This is a genomic window from Thiomicrolovo immobilis (assembly GCF_039645955.1).
GTDB classification, from domain to species: Bacteria; Campylobacterota; Campylobacteria; order Campylobacterales; family Sulfurimonadaceae; genus Thiomicrolovo; species Thiomicrolovo diazotrophicus.
Genome location: NZ_CP147916.1, coordinates 1,263,807 through 1,279,976 on the forward strand (window position 1 = coordinate 1,263,807; position 16,170 = coordinate 1,279,976).

At 57.9% G+C, this 16,170-nt stretch carries 14 protein-coding genes; 6 read left to right on the forward strand and 8 right to left on the reverse strand.

The genetic code is table 11. The features are described from left to right. Nucleotide 1: 1 nt before the first annotated feature. The 5 genes from sucC to mltG form a co-directional block, all read right to left on the reverse strand. Complete coding sequence (sucC, locus tag WCX72_RS06520) at nucleotides 2-1,171, reverse strand: ADP-forming succinate--CoA ligase subunit beta (protein ID WP_345969036.1); 1,170 nt, start codon at nucleotides 1,169-1,171, stop codon at nucleotides 2-4. A gap of 24 nt (nucleotides 1,172-1,195) precedes the next feature. Continuing rightward, entirely contained in the window at nucleotides 1,196-2,587 is a 1,392-nt protein-coding gene (gene fumC, locus WCX72_RS06525; protein ID WP_345969037.1) for a class II fumarate hydratase, read from the reverse strand. A 1-nt stretch (nucleotide 2,588) separates the two neighbouring features. Further along, the gene (gene mdh / locus WCX72_RS06530) at nucleotides 2,589-3,545 is read right to left on the reverse strand and encodes a malate dehydrogenase (protein WP_345969038.1); all 957 of its coding nucleotides are present in this window, start codon (nucleotides 3,543-3,545) and stop codon (nucleotides 2,589-2,591) included. A 208-nt stretch (nucleotides 3,546-3,753) separates the two neighbouring features. Beyond that, nucleotides 3,754-5,928, reverse strand: coding sequence for an NADP-dependent isocitrate dehydrogenase (locus WCX72_RS06535; RefSeq protein WP_345969039.1), 2,175 nt, complete (start codon nucleotides 5,926-5,928; stop codon nucleotides 3,754-3,756). Nucleotides 5,929-6,073: 145 nt separating this feature from the next. Continuing rightward, complete coding sequence (gene mltG, locus WCX72_RS06540) at nucleotides 6,074-6,964, reverse strand: endolytic transglycosylase MltG (protein WP_345969040.1); 891 nt, start codon at nucleotides 6,962-6,964, stop codon at nucleotides 6,074-6,076. Between mltG and WCX72_RS06545 the strand changes: the two genes are divergently transcribed. The 5 genes from WCX72_RS06545 (at nucleotide 6,948) to WCX72_RS06565 (ending at nucleotide 13,239) form a co-directional block, all read left to right on the forward strand. Then, the gene (locus WCX72_RS06545) at nucleotides 6,948-10,208 is read left to right on the forward strand and encodes an AsmA-like C-terminal domain-containing protein (protein ID WP_345969041.1); all 3,261 of its coding nucleotides are present in this window, start codon (nucleotides 6,948-6,950) and stop codon (nucleotides 10,206-10,208) included. The genes mltG and WCX72_RS06545 overlap by 17 nt on opposite strands. 173 nt (nucleotides 10,209-10,381) lie before the next feature. Continuing rightward, the gene (locus tag WCX72_RS06550; protein WP_345969042.1) at nucleotides 10,382-11,626 is read left to right on the forward strand and encodes a hypothetical protein; all 1,245 of its coding nucleotides are present in this window, start codon (nucleotides 10,382-10,384) and stop codon (nucleotides 11,624-11,626) included. Between the two features lie 154 nt (nucleotides 11,627-11,780). Continuing rightward, a complete protein-coding gene (locus WCX72_RS06555) occupies nucleotides 11,781-12,290 on the forward strand; it encodes an FMN-binding protein (RefSeq protein ID WP_345969043.1) in 510 nt (169 codons plus the stop codon). Beyond that, nucleotides 12,290-12,772: a hypothetical protein gene (locus WCX72_RS06560; RefSeq protein WP_345969044.1), complete on the forward strand. Its 483-nt coding sequence runs from the start codon at nucleotides 12,290-12,292 to the stop codon at nucleotides 12,770-12,772. The genes WCX72_RS06555 and WCX72_RS06560 overlap by 1 nt, the downstream gene beginning before the upstream one ends. Next, nucleotides 12,772-13,239 (forward strand): hypothetical protein, encoded by a 468-nt coding sequence (locus WCX72_RS06565; RefSeq protein WP_345969045.1) that lies wholly within the window; start codon nucleotides 12,772-12,774, stop codon nucleotides 13,237-13,239. Before WCX72_RS06560 ends, WCX72_RS06565 begins: the two co-directional genes overlap by 1 nt. Here the strand turns inward: WCX72_RS06565 and WCX72_RS06570 are convergent. The 3 genes from WCX72_RS06570 to WCX72_RS06580 are packed head-to-tail and all read right to left on the reverse strand — an operon-like array spanning nucleotide 13,175 to nucleotide 15,285. Then, nucleotides 13,175-13,669, reverse strand: coding sequence for a hypothetical protein (locus tag WCX72_RS06570; RefSeq protein ID WP_345971531.1), 495 nt, complete (start codon nucleotides 13,667-13,669; stop codon nucleotides 13,175-13,177). The genes WCX72_RS06565 and WCX72_RS06570 overlap by 65 nt on opposite strands. Then, a complete protein-coding gene (locus WCX72_RS06575) occupies nucleotides 13,662-14,597 on the reverse strand; it encodes an FAD:protein FMN transferase (protein ID WP_345969046.1) in 936 nt (311 codons plus the stop codon). Before WCX72_RS06575 ends, WCX72_RS06570 begins: the two co-directional genes overlap by 8 nt. Before the next feature lies 1 nt (nucleotide 14,598). Continuing rightward, nucleotides 14,599-15,285: an HAD-IA family hydrolase gene (locus WCX72_RS06580; RefSeq protein WP_345969047.1), complete on the reverse strand. Its 687-nt coding sequence runs from the start codon at nucleotides 15,283-15,285 to the stop codon at nucleotides 14,599-14,601. Nucleotides 15,286-15,351: 66 nt separating this feature from the next. Here WCX72_RS06580 and WCX72_RS06585 point away from each other — a divergent pair, with 66 nt between their 5' ends. Next, nucleotides 15,352-16,167: a VacJ family lipoprotein gene (locus WCX72_RS06585; RefSeq protein WP_231018080.1), complete on the forward strand. Its 816-nt coding sequence runs from the start codon at nucleotides 15,352-15,354 to the stop codon at nucleotides 16,165-16,167. The last annotated feature ends 3 nt before the right edge of the window (nucleotides 16,168-16,170 follow it).

Sequence of the window (16,170 nt, forward strand, 5' to 3'; positions counted from 1 at the left end):
ATTACTCTCCTTTCGCTGCTGCGACGGCTTTGGCTGCACCGTCTGCAAGGTCTTCCGCCGCGATGACGTTCGCGATGTTGGCGTTTCTGAGGATCTCAGCCGCTTCCGGGGCGTTCGTACCGTCGAGGCGGACGATGACCGGCACGTGGACGTCGACCAGTTTCGTCGCTTCGAGGATCCCGTTGGCAATACGGTCACAGCGGACGATACCGCCAAAGATATTGACGAAGATCGCTTTGACGTTGGGGTTTTTGAGGATGATCTCAAAGCCCTTTGCCACCGTTTCCGCGTTCGCTTTACCGCCGACGTCGAGGAAGTTCGCCGGGGTACCGCCCATGTAGTTGATGGTATCCATCGTCCCCATCGCGAGGCCCGCGCCGTTGACCATACAGCCGATCTCGCCGTCGAGGGAGACATAGGAGAGGCCGAAACGGCTGGCTTCGCGCTCGTCCGCGTCCTCTTCGGAGATGTCGCGCATGTCTTCAATGTCCGGGTGGCGTCCCAGTGCGGAATCGTCAAAGCCCATCTTGCCGTCAAGTGCGAGGAAATCGCCCGCACCCGTCTTGATCAACGGGTTGATCTCGATCATCTCCGCATCGTTTTCCATATAGACGTTGTAGAGCGCTGCTGCAAATTTGATGAATTTGCCCTGCTCCTCTTTCGGCAGTCCGAGGCCGAAAGCGAGTTCGCGGCCGTGGAAGCCCTGGAAACCGATCGTCGGGTCGATCGCCACTTTGACGATCTTCTCCGGCGTCTCTTCGGCGACCTTCTCGATCTCCATACCACCTTCGGTGGAGGCCATGATAACAGGCATCTCTCTCGCACGGTCAAGGACCACGCCGAGGTAGAGTTCGTCTTTGATGTCCGCACCCTCTTCGATATAGACCTTCTGAACCAGTTTGCCTTCCGGACCCGTCTGGTGTGTCACCAGTGTCATACCGAGGATCTGCGTCGCCAGTTCACCAACTTCATCCAGGGAGCGTGCCAGTTTGACACCGCCGCCGAGGCCGCGGCCCCCTGCGTGGATCTGTGCTTTGACGACCCAGACGTCACCGCCCAGTTCTGCAGCGTTTCTCACCGCCTGATCGGCCGTGTTGGCAACAATCCCGCGCGGGGTCGGTACGCCGTATTTGGCAAAAATCTGCTTCGCCTGATATTCATGGATATTCATATTTTCTTCTCCTCCTTTATTGGGTTACGCTTTCGGGGCGATCATGTCGCCTGGAACCACGTATTTATCGAACTCTTCGGCACTCAGCAGGCCGAGATTGACCGCTTCTTCCTTGAGGGTCGTGCCGTTCTTGTGCGCCGTCTTCGCGATCTTGGCCGCATTCTCGTAACCGATATGCGGGTTGAGCGCCGTGACGAGCATCAGAGAATCGTTCAGGAAGTGCTCGATGTTCTCTTCGTTTGCTTTGATGCCGACGGCGGCATTGTCATTGAAAGAGACGATGCTGTCGGCAAGCAGGCGGACGGACTGCAGGAAGTTATAGGCGATCACCGGCTTGAACACGTTCAGCTCGAAGTTCCCCTGGGACGCCGCGAAACCGATTGTCGCGTCGTTCCCCATCACCTGGCAGGCGACCATCGTCACCGCTTCGCTCTGCGTCGGGTTGACTTTACCCGGCATGATCGAGGAGCCCGGCTCGTTTTCCGGGATCGAGATCTCGCCGATGCCGCAGCGCGGGCCGGAAGCCAGCCAGCGGACGTCGTTGGCAATCTTCATCATATCTGCCGCCAGCGCTTTGAGCGCACCGTGGGCAAAGACGAGGGCGTCGTGGGACGTCAGCGCGTGGAATTTGTTCGGTGCCGTCACGAAGTCGTGCCCCGTCAGTTCCGTCAGTTTCGCTGCAACACGTGCACCCAGCTCCGGGTGGGCGTTGAGGCCCGTACCGACCGCCGTACCGCCGAGGGCAAGCTCGCGGACAGCGTCAAGGGAGTCCTTTGCCATTTTTTCGGACTTGGCAAGCATCTCGACCCAGCCGCTGATCTCCTGACCGAGGGTGAGCGGCGTCGCATCTTGCAGGTGCGTACGGCCGATCTTGACGATGTGCGCGAACTCTTCGCTTTTCGCCTGGAGCGTCGCCTTGAGTTTGGCGATCGCCGGGAGCAGACGCTCTTCGACGGCGATAACGGACGCGACATGCAGGGCCGTCGGGTAGGTGTCGTTAGAGCTCTGGGACTTGTTGACGTCGTCGTTCGGGTGGACGAGCTTCTCCGTGCGGAAGTCACCGCCGAGGATCTCCGTCGCACGGTTGGCGAGCACTTCGTTGTTGTTCATGTTCGACTGTGTGCCCGAACCGGTCTGCCATACGACGAGCGGGTAGTTGCCGTCAAGCTTGCCCGCGAGCATCTCGTCCGCCGCCTGGGCAATCGCATCCGCTTTTTTCGCATCAAGCTTGCCCAGGTCTTTGTTGACCAGGGCAACCGCTTTTTTCAGATAGGAAAACGCGCGGGTGATCTCGTAGGGCATCGTCTCTTCGCCGATGCGGAAATTCTGGATAGAGCGCTGCGTCTGGGCAGCCCAGTACGCATCTTTGGGGACCTGCATCTCCCCCATCGTATCCTTTTCGATTCTGTAGTCCAAATTAGGCCTCCTCAAAGAATTTGTTTTCGTTCAGGGTGTCGATCAGGGTCTGAACAGAGCTGCACGAACGCGCGAACATCTCTTTCTCTTTCTCGTTGAGCGTTACTTCGATGATCTTTTCCGCGCCGTTGGCGCCGATCATGACCGGGACGCCGGAGACGACGTCATCGTAGCCGTACTCGCCCTCAAGGTAGACGGCGCACGGGTGGATCTGTTTCGTGTCTTTCAGGATCGCTTCGACCATGATAGCCGTGGATTTCGCCGGGGCGTAGTACGCCGAACCGGTCTTGAGGTAGCCGACGATCTCGGCGCCGCCGTGGCGGGTACGGTCGACGATCTCGTCGATTTCATCCTCGGTGAGGAGGTCGAAGAGCGGGACGCCCGCAACGGTGGAGTAGCGCGGAAGCGGTACCATATCGTCACCGTGGCCGCCCATGACGGAAGCGCGGATCTGTCCGCCGCCGTAGCCCAGTTTCTCCTGGATGAACGCCGCCATGCGGGAGCTGTCGAGGATCCCGGCCATGCCCAGGACGCGGCTGCGGTCGAAGCCGCTCTCTTTGAGCGCGACATAAGTCATCGCGTCCAGCGGGTTGGAGACCATAATGATAATCGCGTTCGGAGAGTATTTTGCAATGCCGCGCACGACCTCTTTGGTGATTTTGGCGTTGATCATCAGCAGGTCATCGCGGCTCATACCCGGCAGACGCGGGCTTCCGGCAGTGACAACGACGACGTCGCAGTCCGTGAGCTCTTCCATGCTCTCGGCAACGCTGACGACCGTGTGGCTGCGGACCGCTGCCGCCGCCTGTGACATATCGAGGGCCTTGCCCTTTGCGACTTCGATTTTATTGTCGCGGAGAATGATCTCATGGCATGACCCGAGCATTGCCAGTGAATACGCGACAGTGGCACCTACGTTTCCGGCGCCGACGATTCCAACACGTTTACCCTGATTCATTGTTGAAGTCCTTTTCGATTTTAGTGGCTCTTCTGCACCGATATACACATAAGCAATATGTGCGAACACACACCATTATGCATACATGGCAGAAGATTGTACATTATAAGTAAAATAAGGTTAAGTCCACTTCGTGAACCCAATAGAATGGTAGAAAGGTAACACTCACCTTTCTACCGTGTTCCGAAACGGAACACAAAATGTCGACTTAGAGCGCGTCGATAATCGCGTTGAGCGTGGCAGACGGGCGCATTGCCGCTTCCGCTTTCGCATCGTCCGGGTGGTAGTACCCGCCGATATCCTGTGCTTTGCCTTCCGCAGCCATCAGCTCTTCCATGATCTTCGCTTCGTTCTCTTTGAGCGCTTTCGCGACCGGCGTGAATTTTGCCTGCAGCTCTTTGTCTGCAGAATCCGCCAGCGCCGTTGCCCAGTACTGGGCGACATAGAAGTGGGACGCTTTGTTGTCCGGCTCGCCCGCTTTACGGCCAGGAGCCTTGTTGTTGTCAAGGTACTCCTGGTTCGCAACGTCAAGGGCAGCAGTCACTTCAGCCAGTTTGGCGTTCGGGTACTTCTGCTCGATCATGCGCAGAGACTCGGCCAGGGCGAGGAATTCACCCAGGGAGTCCCAACGGAGGTGACCCTCTGCCAGGAACTGGTCGACGTGCTTCGGCGCCGAACCGCCCGCACCGGTCTCGAACAGCCCGCCGCCCGCGAGCAGCGGAACGATGGAGAGCATTTTCGCCGACGTACCGAGCTCGAGGATCGGGTACATGTCGGTGAGGTGGTCACGCAGAACGTTACCGGTAACGGCGATCGTGTCTTTACCCGCACGGATACGCTCGTTCGTGAAGCGTGTCGCAGCGGCGATGTCCATAAAGTGAATCTCCAGACCGTCCGTATTGAACTCCGGCATATATTTTTTGACTTTGGCGATCATCTGCGCATCGTGCGCACGGTTTTCGTCCAGCCAGAAAACGACCGGGATCTGCTCGATCTGACCGCGTTCGAACGCGAGGCGGATCCAGTCTTTGATCGGGATGTCTTTCGCGCGGGACATACGCCAGATGTCGCCCGCTTCACACTCAAAGCTCATCAGAAGCGTGCCGTCTTCCGCCGTGACCGTGACCGTACCCGCTTCCGCGAGCTCGAACGTTGTCGGGTGGGAGCCGTACTCTTCCGCCTTCTGTGCCATCAGGCCGACGTTCTGCATCGTTCCCATTGTCGTGACGTCGTACTGTCCGTTTTTGACACAGTCAGCGACCATCTCTTCGTGGAACATACCGTACGTGGAGTCCGGGATAACCGCGACACACTCGAGCGCGTCACCGTTACGATCCCACTGCTTGCCGCCTTCACGGACGACAACCGGCATAGAGGCATCGATGATGATATCGTTCGGCGCGTTGAAGTTCGTCGTACCCTTGTCAGAGTCGACCATCGCGATTTTCGGGCTGTCCGCTTCGACAACCGCCTGGAATGCCGCTTTGATTTCCGCCTCTTTCGCGTGACCCTTGATCTTCTTCTCAAGGTCGGACATACCGAGGTTCGGGTTGACGCCGACCTCTTTGAAGGTGTCCGCGTATTTCGCGAAGACGTCTTCGAAGAAGATTTCGAAACCGTGACCGAACATGATCGGGTCGGAGATCTTCATCATCGTCGCTTTGAGGTGGACCGACCAGATGACGCCTTTCGCTTTCGCGTCCTCGATCGTCTGCTTGTAGAACGCGCGGAGTGCTTTGACGGACATGAAAGTACCGTCGAGCACTTCGCCGTCAAGCGCATCGATTGTTTTGAGTTCGTTGCCGTTGAGGGCGATCGTGACTTTCTGGCCTTTTTCCATTGTGATGGACTTCTCGTTGCCGTAGAAGTCACCGTTGCCGTTCATGTGCGCGACATAGGATTTTGAGTTATCGGAGTACGCTTTGAGGCGGTGCGGGTTCTTCTGCGCATAGTTCTTGACGGCTTTCGCCGCACGGCGGTCGGAGTTGCCTTCGCGAAGAACCGGGTTTACCGCGGAACCGAGGCAGGTGCTGTACGTCGCCTGGAGCGCTTTCTCTTCTTCGTTCGCCGGATTTTCAGGGTAGTTCGGGATATCGTAACCCTGTTCCTGGAGCTCGGCGATACAGTCTTTGAGCTGACCAACGGATGCAGAGATGTTCGGCAGCTTAATAATGTTACCTTCAGGCTTCAGAACAAGCTCGCCCAGTTTTGAGAGTTCATCTTCACCTTTACCCATCGCGGCAAGGACACGACCGGCAAGTGAGATATCGCTTTGTTCCAGTTCAACGCCGCCCTCAGCGCAGAATTTGGAAGCAATCGGAAAGAACGAGTATGTAGCCAAAGCCGGAGCTTCGTCAATTTTCGACCAGATGATTTTAGACATTCTATATCCTCGAAGTGTGAAGTTGATCGGCATTACTAAATATAATTTAGAACCGCCGATTGAAAATTACACGGTCATCATATCACTTCAATCGTCTTTCATGCCAAATCAAGAATGAACGGGGGAGAATATTTAAATTGGTGTATCATTTAGTAACACGGTTAATATTGCGTAAGTGTGTAGAATAGTAACGCGCAAAGCGGTGCTTTCCGTCGGCGCCTTTCGTAAAATAGAGGTATTCCGTTTTGGCCGGAAAGATCGCCGCACGGATCGCATCGAAGCCGACGTTGCAGACCGGCGCGGCCGGCAGACCGCCATGCAGATAGGTGTTGTAGCCGCTCTTGTCCGATCGGATGCGTGCGGCGGTGATCTTTTCGTGGGAGTACGGACCGTAGTTGAGCGTCCCGTCCATCTGCAGCTTCATCCCCTTGGCGAGACGGTTGGCGATGACGGAGGAGACCAGCGGCATCTCCGCATTGTCCGCCGCCTCTTTCTGGATCACCGAGGCGATGATTATATAGTGGTACCATTTGCGTTCGTTGTAGAGGCCGAAGATCTTCTCCGACCAGGCCCGCTGTTTCGCCTCGGCGTAACGCAGCAGCATCTGCACCGCGTCGGATTCGGTAATGCCGATGGGAAGCTGATAGGTATCGGGGACGAACGCCCCCTCCTCATAGGGGCTCTGTTCCCGGAACACTTCCATCAGCCGCGCCGGGTCAAGCCCGTGGCTCTCGGCGAGCTGCGTGAAGAAGACCTGGGTCGTCTCCCCGGGGACCAGGGTGACCGGTTTCATCGCCGCTTTGGAGGTCGTAATTCGGTAGAGGAAATCACCGTGGGTCATGGCCGTGCTTCCCAGGTCGATCCAGCCGTGCTGCGGCCGGCCGACGAAACGCAGCAAAAAGGCGTCCAGGCGGTTAAGCTGAGGGTTGGCGTGCTCAAGGTGTGTTATAATCTTGCGAATTGATCCCTGGGGAATATAAAGCACCTTCGATGTCGTGAGCCCCATATTCAGGTAATAGATGAACGACAACGCCATCAACAGAGCGATTGCACATACCCATTTTATGATCGTCGCGGTCATTGTTCTCTGTCTGGCCCTCATCACTGTCCTCTACCTTACCCTCTCAAGCGGTGTCCATCTGGGCAAGCTCAAACTCGGCCGCCTTTATGCGGAGAAATTATACCTGAAGTGGGACGATGCACTTCAGGTCGAGATCGGCACGATCGCCCTCGCCCCCTCCGATGCTCCCCAGGAACCCACCGACCTCCTTAGCCTCCAACAGCGCGTCTCCGCGGCGCTGCAGCACCTGGACGACCGCTGGATCGGCAGCCTCCGCATCGACCGCATCCGGCTCGGAAACGATCTTAACGCATCGCTCTTCTTCGACCCGCGCCGCCGCAGTAACCTGCACGTCGCCTCCCGCGCCCAGGGGCACATCTCCATCACCCTTCTGCCGGTGCATAACGCGGACGCCTACAAACTGGAACTGTACGGCGACAGCAGCACGTTTGGCGGCACCTTCCGTTTCGAAGGCGTTCTGCAGCCCAAACTGAGCGAACTCTACCTGGGCGGCAGCATCGATGTCGCCGAGGATATCCACCTGCGCCTGGGCGTGCACGCCACCCGCGACGCCGTCACGCTGAACACCTTCTCGACCGAACCCTTTGCGAGCGTCGCGCCGATCGTGAAACCCCTGCACCTCTCGGACAAGGTCGAGCCGTGGATCGTCGCACGGGCCCAGGGGGGACCGGTGATGCTGGACACCCTGCAGACGACCCTCCCCTTCGCCGCACCGGCGAAAGCCTTCGACAATCTTTTCGGCCAACTCACCTTCCATAACGCCCGCTACCGTTTTGCCAATGATCCCGGGGCGTTTGAACCGGCCCTGGCGGAGGAAGTAACCGTCCTTTTTGAGCAAAAGGTCCTGAAGATCCTGCCGCACAATGCCACTTTTTACGGGGAACCGGGCGGCGACACCCATCTTGCCATCGATTTCAGCGGCAAAGAGCCGCTGCTGAAGCTTTCCATCCTGACCTCCGCACGCTTTACGCCGCCGCTGCAGCGTCTGACCGCTTCATACGGTGTCGACCTCCCCTTTACCCAGACCCGCGGCCTGACCGACACCAACCTGAGTCTGACCGTCAACCTCGCCCATACGCAGACAACCGCCAAAGGCTCCTTCAAAACGGCAAAAAGCCGTATCGACCTCTCCGGACTCTCCATCGACGTCTCCCGTGGCGCCGTCGATCTAAAAGATTCGGATGTGACCCTGCGCTCCGTGGAAGCTTCGCTCTTTGATGGCAACGTCACGGGCAGCGTCACCGGTGCATTCAACCCGACCAAACATCGCGGGACAATCCGTTTCAATCTCGGCAACGTGCGCTACCCCGTCGGCAGTGCGCCCATCACCCTCTCTCCGGTGTCCGTCCCGCTGCATTTCGAATACCGCCTGGACCGGGGCGGCGACACCATACGGTTTGACGCTTCCCAGTGGCACTATATGGAGCACAACCTCACGTGTGATGCCTTTACGGCCCCCTTTGACCTCAAAAAAGCGCGTTTGAACGTCCCCAAAACCGTTCTCGCGCTCGACCAGACGGCGCGGGCCACCGTGGAGGGCGAAATCACCCTTGCCCACCCCGCCGCCAGCCTGCTGCTGGACCTGACGTCACTGCATGCCGGCACCTTCGCCACCGGCCAGGCGCACACCCTCTTCAATATTCGGGCCGACGAAAACCTCTCTGTCGTCAGCAACGCCACCACACACTGGTCCATGGACAAAACACCCCTCTCCGTCTCACCCTTTACCGTTTCGAAGCATAACGGCATTTTCCGCCTCTCCCCCGCCGTCGTTTCGATCGAGCACCAGCTGACCGGCTCCGTCGAAGGCGTCTTTGAACCGGCGACGATGGCCACCGAGCTCAATGTCACCAACTTCCGCCTCGAGGACGAGGGGCTCGGCAGGCTGTTCCAGAATATGGATCGGTTCAGCGTCTATATCGTCCCCATCGACGACGAATACGATATCGTCATCCCTTCGATCAATATGGTCTACTCCACGCTGGGCAGGGGATGGCGGCTGCACTTCTTCTCCCTGGACGCCCTGACGAAACACTCCCCGCTGCTGCGCGATTACAACCTTACCGAGAGCACCATCTCCGTCTGGTCGGAAAACGGGAACTATCCCGTCGCCTTTAACGGGATCGTCGATTATCCCTACGCATTGACCGCCGTCAACGGCACACCGGTCAACACCTACCGTTTTCAGGGGAGTATCGAACAAAACGGCACCCTGGAGTGTTCAATCAACGACCGCATCAAAGTCCACAGCGGCGACACGATCCGCATCAGGACGAACGGGGTTGACTTCAGCCAGCCCGAACTGACCCGCTTCTACCGCGATCACCATTTCGATGCGGACAGCAATGCGAGCGAATCGAATACGTCGGTCTCCATCGATGCGAACGATACCGCCATTCTTTTCCCGGGCAAGCGTCAGGCCAAAGCCGACCGCATTACCATAGACTACAGTCCCAACCGCATTCTCGGGCAGCTCTATAAAGGGGGCGGCGGCGCCAAGCTCGATGTCAAAGGAGAGACCTTCTACCTCTTCGGCTACCGACTCGATGACGACTTTATGAACCATTTCTTCAACCTCTCAAAAGTCAAGGGCGGGACGCTGGACTTTTACATGATCGGAGAAAAAGACGATTTTAAAGGGCTGGCAAAGATCAACGATACGACCGTCTACGATTATGTGCTCTTCAACAATCTGTTCGCGTTTATCAATACCGTCCCCGCCCTGGTCACCTTCTCGCTGCCCTCCTATGAGACCAAAGGGATCAAAGTGCAATCCGCGTATACCGAACTCGCTTATCACAAGGGGGTGCTGACGGCATCCAACATCAAAATAGACAGCAAAGAGCTTGATTTCGCCGGCCAGGGGACCATCGACTACAACAAAGACCGCATCAAGATGCAGCTTACCGTCAAGACGCGGGCCGCGGAGAACATCCGCAAGATTCCGCTGGTCGGCTATATTCTTGTCGGCGACGACAAATCCGTCCTGACGACACTGAACATCAACGGTCCGCTGAACGATCCCAAGGTGGAGAACACGATCGCCAAAGACATCATCGTCAGCCCCTTCAATATCCTCAAGCGCACCCTCGACTTCCCCCTGCACTATCTCAAAAAACTGGACAGCGGCGCCGACGACGATGCCGATAAAGGAAAAGAGCCCCAGGAAGTCACCTCCGGCGTCCCTCCCGTTAATTGATACTCACTCTCAAAAAGTTACCATACGTGACAAAAATGTCCTTTCTCCTTCATTTTTGATAATGATTGTCATATCTATTGACTTTTTTGGGCGACATTCCCTATACTTCACCCATAATTTTGGGAATGATTCTTGAAATCGTAAAAACAGAAAACACAACAAAAGGATAGGTGATGAAGCACATTGCACTTTCACTGGGAGCCGCCCTACTGGCCGGTACGACACTCTGCGCGGACGAACTGAGCGATCTGAAAGCCCAGATCGCCGAACTGCAGGAAAAAACGGATGCCCTGATCGACGAAACGTCGGACCTGAAAACGGGATTCAACTATACGACGGTCGATGCAAACGCCTCTGTCAACGGTATGGGCCCTGCAGCCTCAAAGGTCTACTACTCCAAGTCCCCGCTCTCCATCGGCGGCTACGGTGAAATGTACTGGTCTTCTCCGGACAGCGACGGCGCTGCCGGGGATGCCTATACGGACGTCTACCGTTTCGTGCCCTATATCGGGTACAAGTTCAGCGATAACATCGTCCTCAATACCGAACTGGAATTCGAACACGGCGGCGAAGAGGTTGCCATTGAATTTATGTACATCGATTTCCTGCTGCATGAGGCCTTCAACCTCCAAGTCGGTAATCTCCTGGTGCCGATGGGACTGATCAACAAGCGCCACGAGCCGACGCTCTTCAACACGGTGCAGCGCCCGGACGTCGAAAAATACCTGATCCCTTCGACCTGGCACGAGACCGGGATTCTCGCCTACGGCAGTTTCAGCGACATCGGTCTTAGCTACACGGCCGGGATCATCAATGCCCTGGCGCTCAACAACGACAACAACATGCCCGGTTCCGTCAACAAGAAATGGATCCGCAGCGGCCGTATCGGCTCGGAAGAGAACGGCCCGATGCAGCGCGTCGGCTTCGTCGGACGCCTCGACTACCGCGGCATCAGCGGCCTGCTCCTGGGGACCTCCGCCTATTACGGCGCCGCGACACAGGGGCGCCCGAGCGGTGTAAACGCCTTTATGTACGACTTCTACGGCCAGTACGAAAAAGCGGGCTTCAAGCTCAAAGGGCTCTATACGGCCATGACCGTCTCCGATGCCGAGAAGATCTTCGCCGAAGCGGCGGACGGTGCGGAGGGGTACTACGTCAACGCGGAGTATGACCTGCTGGCGACACTGCCGACACGCTACCGCCTGCCGATCTTCGCACAGTATGAGAGCTATGACCCCGTCTCCTCCGTCGCCGGCGGTACCCGCCCGGACCTCGAGCAGACCAACACGACCGTGGGCATGAACTTCTTCCCCCACGAACAGGTCGTCCTGAAGGCGGACTACGTCATGACCGACTTCCACGACAGCGCGCTTGAAGACTACAACGTCTTCAGCCTCGGGATGGGCTTCGTCTTCTAAGACGCCTCCCGCACGCGCCCGGCGGGCGTTCCTTCTCCTTCCCGCTCCGCCGCCGTGTGTTATAATTTTTATACAAAACCGATCCTCAAGTCCCCGCAGCCGCGGGGATTTGATAATCCGTTTTGAAGAGAGATCCATGCTGAAAAAGTTGATAGTGACCCTGATTTTACTGAGTGTCGGCGCGGCAGCCGCCCCGCTGATCTCGCCGATTGATGCGATGCAGCACGCCTTCGGGGCGCAGAGCGAAGTGACGAAGAAAAACACGCTGCTCAGCAGCAAGCAGGCCGCTGCCGTCACCAAACGCGCCAAACTCAAGCTCGAGACGAAAATCTACCGCTTCTATACCGCCGTCCTTGACGGCAAGACCGTCGGATACGGTGTCCTGGTGACGCGCCAGGTCCGCCAGAAAGATGCCACGGTGCTCTACATGATCACGCCGGAGGGCACGATCCGGGCCATCGAAATCATCGCCTTCAACGAACCGCCGGAGTATATGCCGCAGCACCCCTACCTCGAACAGTTCCGGGGCAAGGACGCCAACGCGACCCTGCGTGTCGGCAAAGACATCCCCACCGTCAGCGGGGCGACGCTCAGCGCGCGCAACGTCACCGACGGCGCCCGCCTCGCCCTGGCACTCTTCGAAACCGCGATCAGGAAACACTGATGCGCTTCACTCTCGTCAAAGACCTGCGCAGCGACGCGCTGATGCGTCCGCTGCTCAACGGACTGCTCCTGTTCGCAGGTACCTTTCTCGTCGCAGACGCCTTTCTCAAACGCGACCATATCGGACTCGACCGTGACACCCTCTCTGCGACCCTTTACGGTAACGAAGCGGAGTTCATCGACCCCGTCAGCGAGCACTTCGTGCTTGAACTCCTGCACAGCGACATCTTCTTTATGATGATGACCCTGCTGACCCTCTCTGCCGTCTACGCGCGCCTCTGCCCGTTCAAACGCATCGCAGCGGTCATGATCAATATCGCCATGATCGCCGCCGCCGCCGACATCGTCCTCTTTGCCCTCGCCTATTACAAAGGCGGAGCCTATCTCCTGCCCTGGCTGGGCGCCTTCTGGCTCTGGCACGGCACAGCGCTTTTCATGGCCTCCGCCTCGCTGCTCTACCTGAACGTCCTCAAGAAGCCCTGATGCAGCGCGCCTACCGTTTCGCCGTCGTCTATTTCGCCCTCTTCGGGCTGCTGCTGCTCGCATCGGCCGCCGCCCTCTTTGCGAGCAAAATCGGCTTCTCCTTCCAGGGCATCGAGCTCTACTATCTCGGCAGCGACACGCTCCCGGGCAAAAGTGCTTACGGGCTGCTGGAGACCGCCGTGCCGCATCTGGGCGCCATGGGGCTTTTTATCATGGTGGGGTCGCACTTCCTGCTTTTCGCGACCGCTACCGCCAAACGGCGTACGATCCGGCTCGCGCTCGCGCTCTTTGCCGCAGCGCTCCTCGACATCGTCAGCGGTTACTTTATCGCCTCCGGAGCCACCCTCTGGGTCTGGGTCAAACTGGCGTCATACCTGCTGCTGAGCCTGCTGGGGACGCTGCTCATGCTTCAGTTGATCTACTACGCTTTTTGGCATAACTTGTCGCGGCAACGACATCCCCGATGATGGCACGGTGATACGCAAAGGGGGCCTTGATATGGCTGATGACATAGCGCCCCCCGGAGGTCGTCAGGACCTCCAGCGTTCCAACATCAATATGGTTTTTGAACCGTTCGCTGTAGGGCTTGATATAGATCGTCCGGATCTCCTCGAGGTTGATCGGGATGATCTCCCGGTTTTTGAACCCCTTGTGGATGATGAGGCGTTCGGGTGTCAGCACGCAGTGGTAATACTTCTTCTCTCTGATCTCCTGCAGATGCATATAGAAGGTGCGGATGATGAGCACCAGGCCGATCACCCCGATCTCGTACTCGTAACCGATAAACAGCAGCAGGGCGCCCAGTCCGTAGAGGGAGAGGATGCCGTTGTAGAACGTCTTTGATATCTCGGCGGCAACGAGGATCGTCTCCTCCGGGTGCAGCATCTTTTCAATCATCTTCACGGTTCCCCTCCCATACTTCAAGGTAGCGCGGAAGGTTCGCGCTTTTGACGATGCTGCCGTCGCTGTAGATGAGTACATAGCCCACCGGCAGGGTCCGCAAAAACGCGACGGCCTTTGGGGGCGGCATCACGGCCGCCGCCGTCGTCCAGGCATCGAGATCGCTGCTGCGTACCGTACCGACGAGGGTGATCGAGGCAAATGCGCGCTCCGATGCCCGCGTTTTCGGATCGATCAGGTGGTTATGGGTTTTGTCCCCGACAAACCGCCGGTAGTCGCCGCTCGTACTCATTCCCGTTTGCGGGGCCAGACTTTTGAAGGTCATGAGGGTCCCTTCCGAAAAGGGGTCCTGGATCGCCAGGAGGCAGCGGCCGAGGCAGCGAATGTCGCCGCTGAGTGCCACGGTGCCCTCCGTAACCCCGCAGTGACGGAGCACGGCGGCGGCAGCGTCGAGACCCACCCCTTTGCCGAAGCCGCCGAAGTCGAGCATCGCGCCGGGTGCGAGCCGCGCGGCTGTCGCATTGAATTCCAGCAGGTTCAGGCCGATCGGGAGGCCGGCGATTTCCGCCCTGCCCGGCACTCTTTCCGCTTCGCCGAAATGGTAGGCCCCGCGGCTGAGGGCACCGATGGTGATGTCGAAGTAGCCGTCGCTCTGCACGTAGTACCGCACCGCGCTCTGCAGGGCGTCATAGAGCGTCGGCGAGATCGCCAGCGCCCCCGCATGATTGAGGCGGTAGACCTCCGCGGCGGGGTCGTACGACGAAAGCGCCTTCTCGACCGAGGTCATGGCGGCGAAGGCCCCGTCGATGCAGCCTGCGGCGGTGTCCGGGACCGACACGGTGGCGAAGGTCCCCATCATCACACGGGTCCGTTCCGTCGCCTGCAACGACGCAAGCAGACACAGCAGGGAGAGCAGAAGCTTCATTTCAGACAATGTCCAGCAGTGCGGCAGGGTGCCCGATGACGATATCGCCCTCCCCCTCGGCGCTGAAGCCCCAGGTGGAGAAGATGCCCGTAATGCCGGCCAGGCGCGCGGCGTCGATATCTTTGCTGTTGTCGCCCACCATCCAGGCCCGGTGCTCCTGCGGCCGAAACCCCAGGGCGTCGAGGATCAGGCGGAGCATCGCCGGATCCGGCTTTGACGCCCCGGCGATGTCGGGGCCGATGATATGGTCGAAATAGTCCGCGATGCCGAGATGCCTGATCATCCTTGCGGCAAAGGTGCTCGGGGCATTCGTCGCAACGGCAAGCCTGACGCCCGCAGCGTGAAGCGTCTCGACCGTCTCGCGGATACCCGGGTAGAGTACGGGATTCTGGATGCACTGCTCATGGTAGTGCGATTCGAAGAGCTCGCGGTCGCGCGTCTCGTAATGCTCCGTCCCGTAAAAAAGTTTGGGCAGATTGCGCACGGGCCTGTTGATCCATGCGACGACGGTGCCGCTGTCGATGGGCGGCAGGGCATGATTCGCCGCCCTGACGTGGTTGATCGAGCAGGTGATGTCGTGCTGCGAATCGATCAGCGTTCCGTCCATGTCAAAGATCACAATACGCATGGTTTTCTTCCCCGCAGGCAGTTTCGCGCTATTATAGCAAAGCGCCATGAGATGCGTCATATTGTGATTTTCCTGTGACAATTTGCAGTGAAATATTTAAACATTTTTGGTACAATCCTGACATTCATGAAGAGACTCATTCTGACAATCGCATTCGGGTTTACGCTGCTTCACGCCCAGTCGGGAGACGTGCCCGCACCCTCTGAAACGGAAAAAGTCGGTCCGCTCGCCCACCTCTCCGGTCCCGAAGACGAGATTTTTGACGACAGCGGCTTCGACGATGCCGGTTTCGAGGAGGAGTTTACGGACGACGCCAAACCGGCCTATGACCCTTTTGAAGGGTATAACCGCTGGATGACCGGTTTTAACAATACCCTCTTCGATTACATCCTCAACCCCGTGTTCAGCGCCTATGACTTTATCCTGCCCGAACCGATCCGGGTCTCGATCAACAATATTTTCAACAACCTCTACTACCCCGTCAGCCTTGTCAACAACCTGCTCCAGCTCAAATTCGACCACGCGCTGACCGAGACGGGGCGCTTTATTATCAACTCCACTTTCGGGTTCGCCGGGATGTTCGACACCGCCATGCAAATAGGGGTGGAGCCCCATGTGGAGGATTTCGGGCAGACCCTGGGGCACTACGGCGTCGGGAACGGTTTCCCGATCGTCCTGCCCTTTTTCGGCCCCAGCAACCTGCGCGACATCACGGGGGATCTGATCGATTTCTATGTCAACCCAATCTATTATGTTGACCCAAGAAAGTATAATATCCCCCGCGATACGTATGAAGGGTGGGGATTGGTAGGCTACAAGCGCTTCAACAAGTTCTCCCTCTACCGGAAGGAGTACCTGCAGATCCGCGAGGAGGCCCTGGACTTCTACCCATTTATGCGCGATGCCTACGAGCAAAACCGCAACAAACTGATATCGGAGTAATGT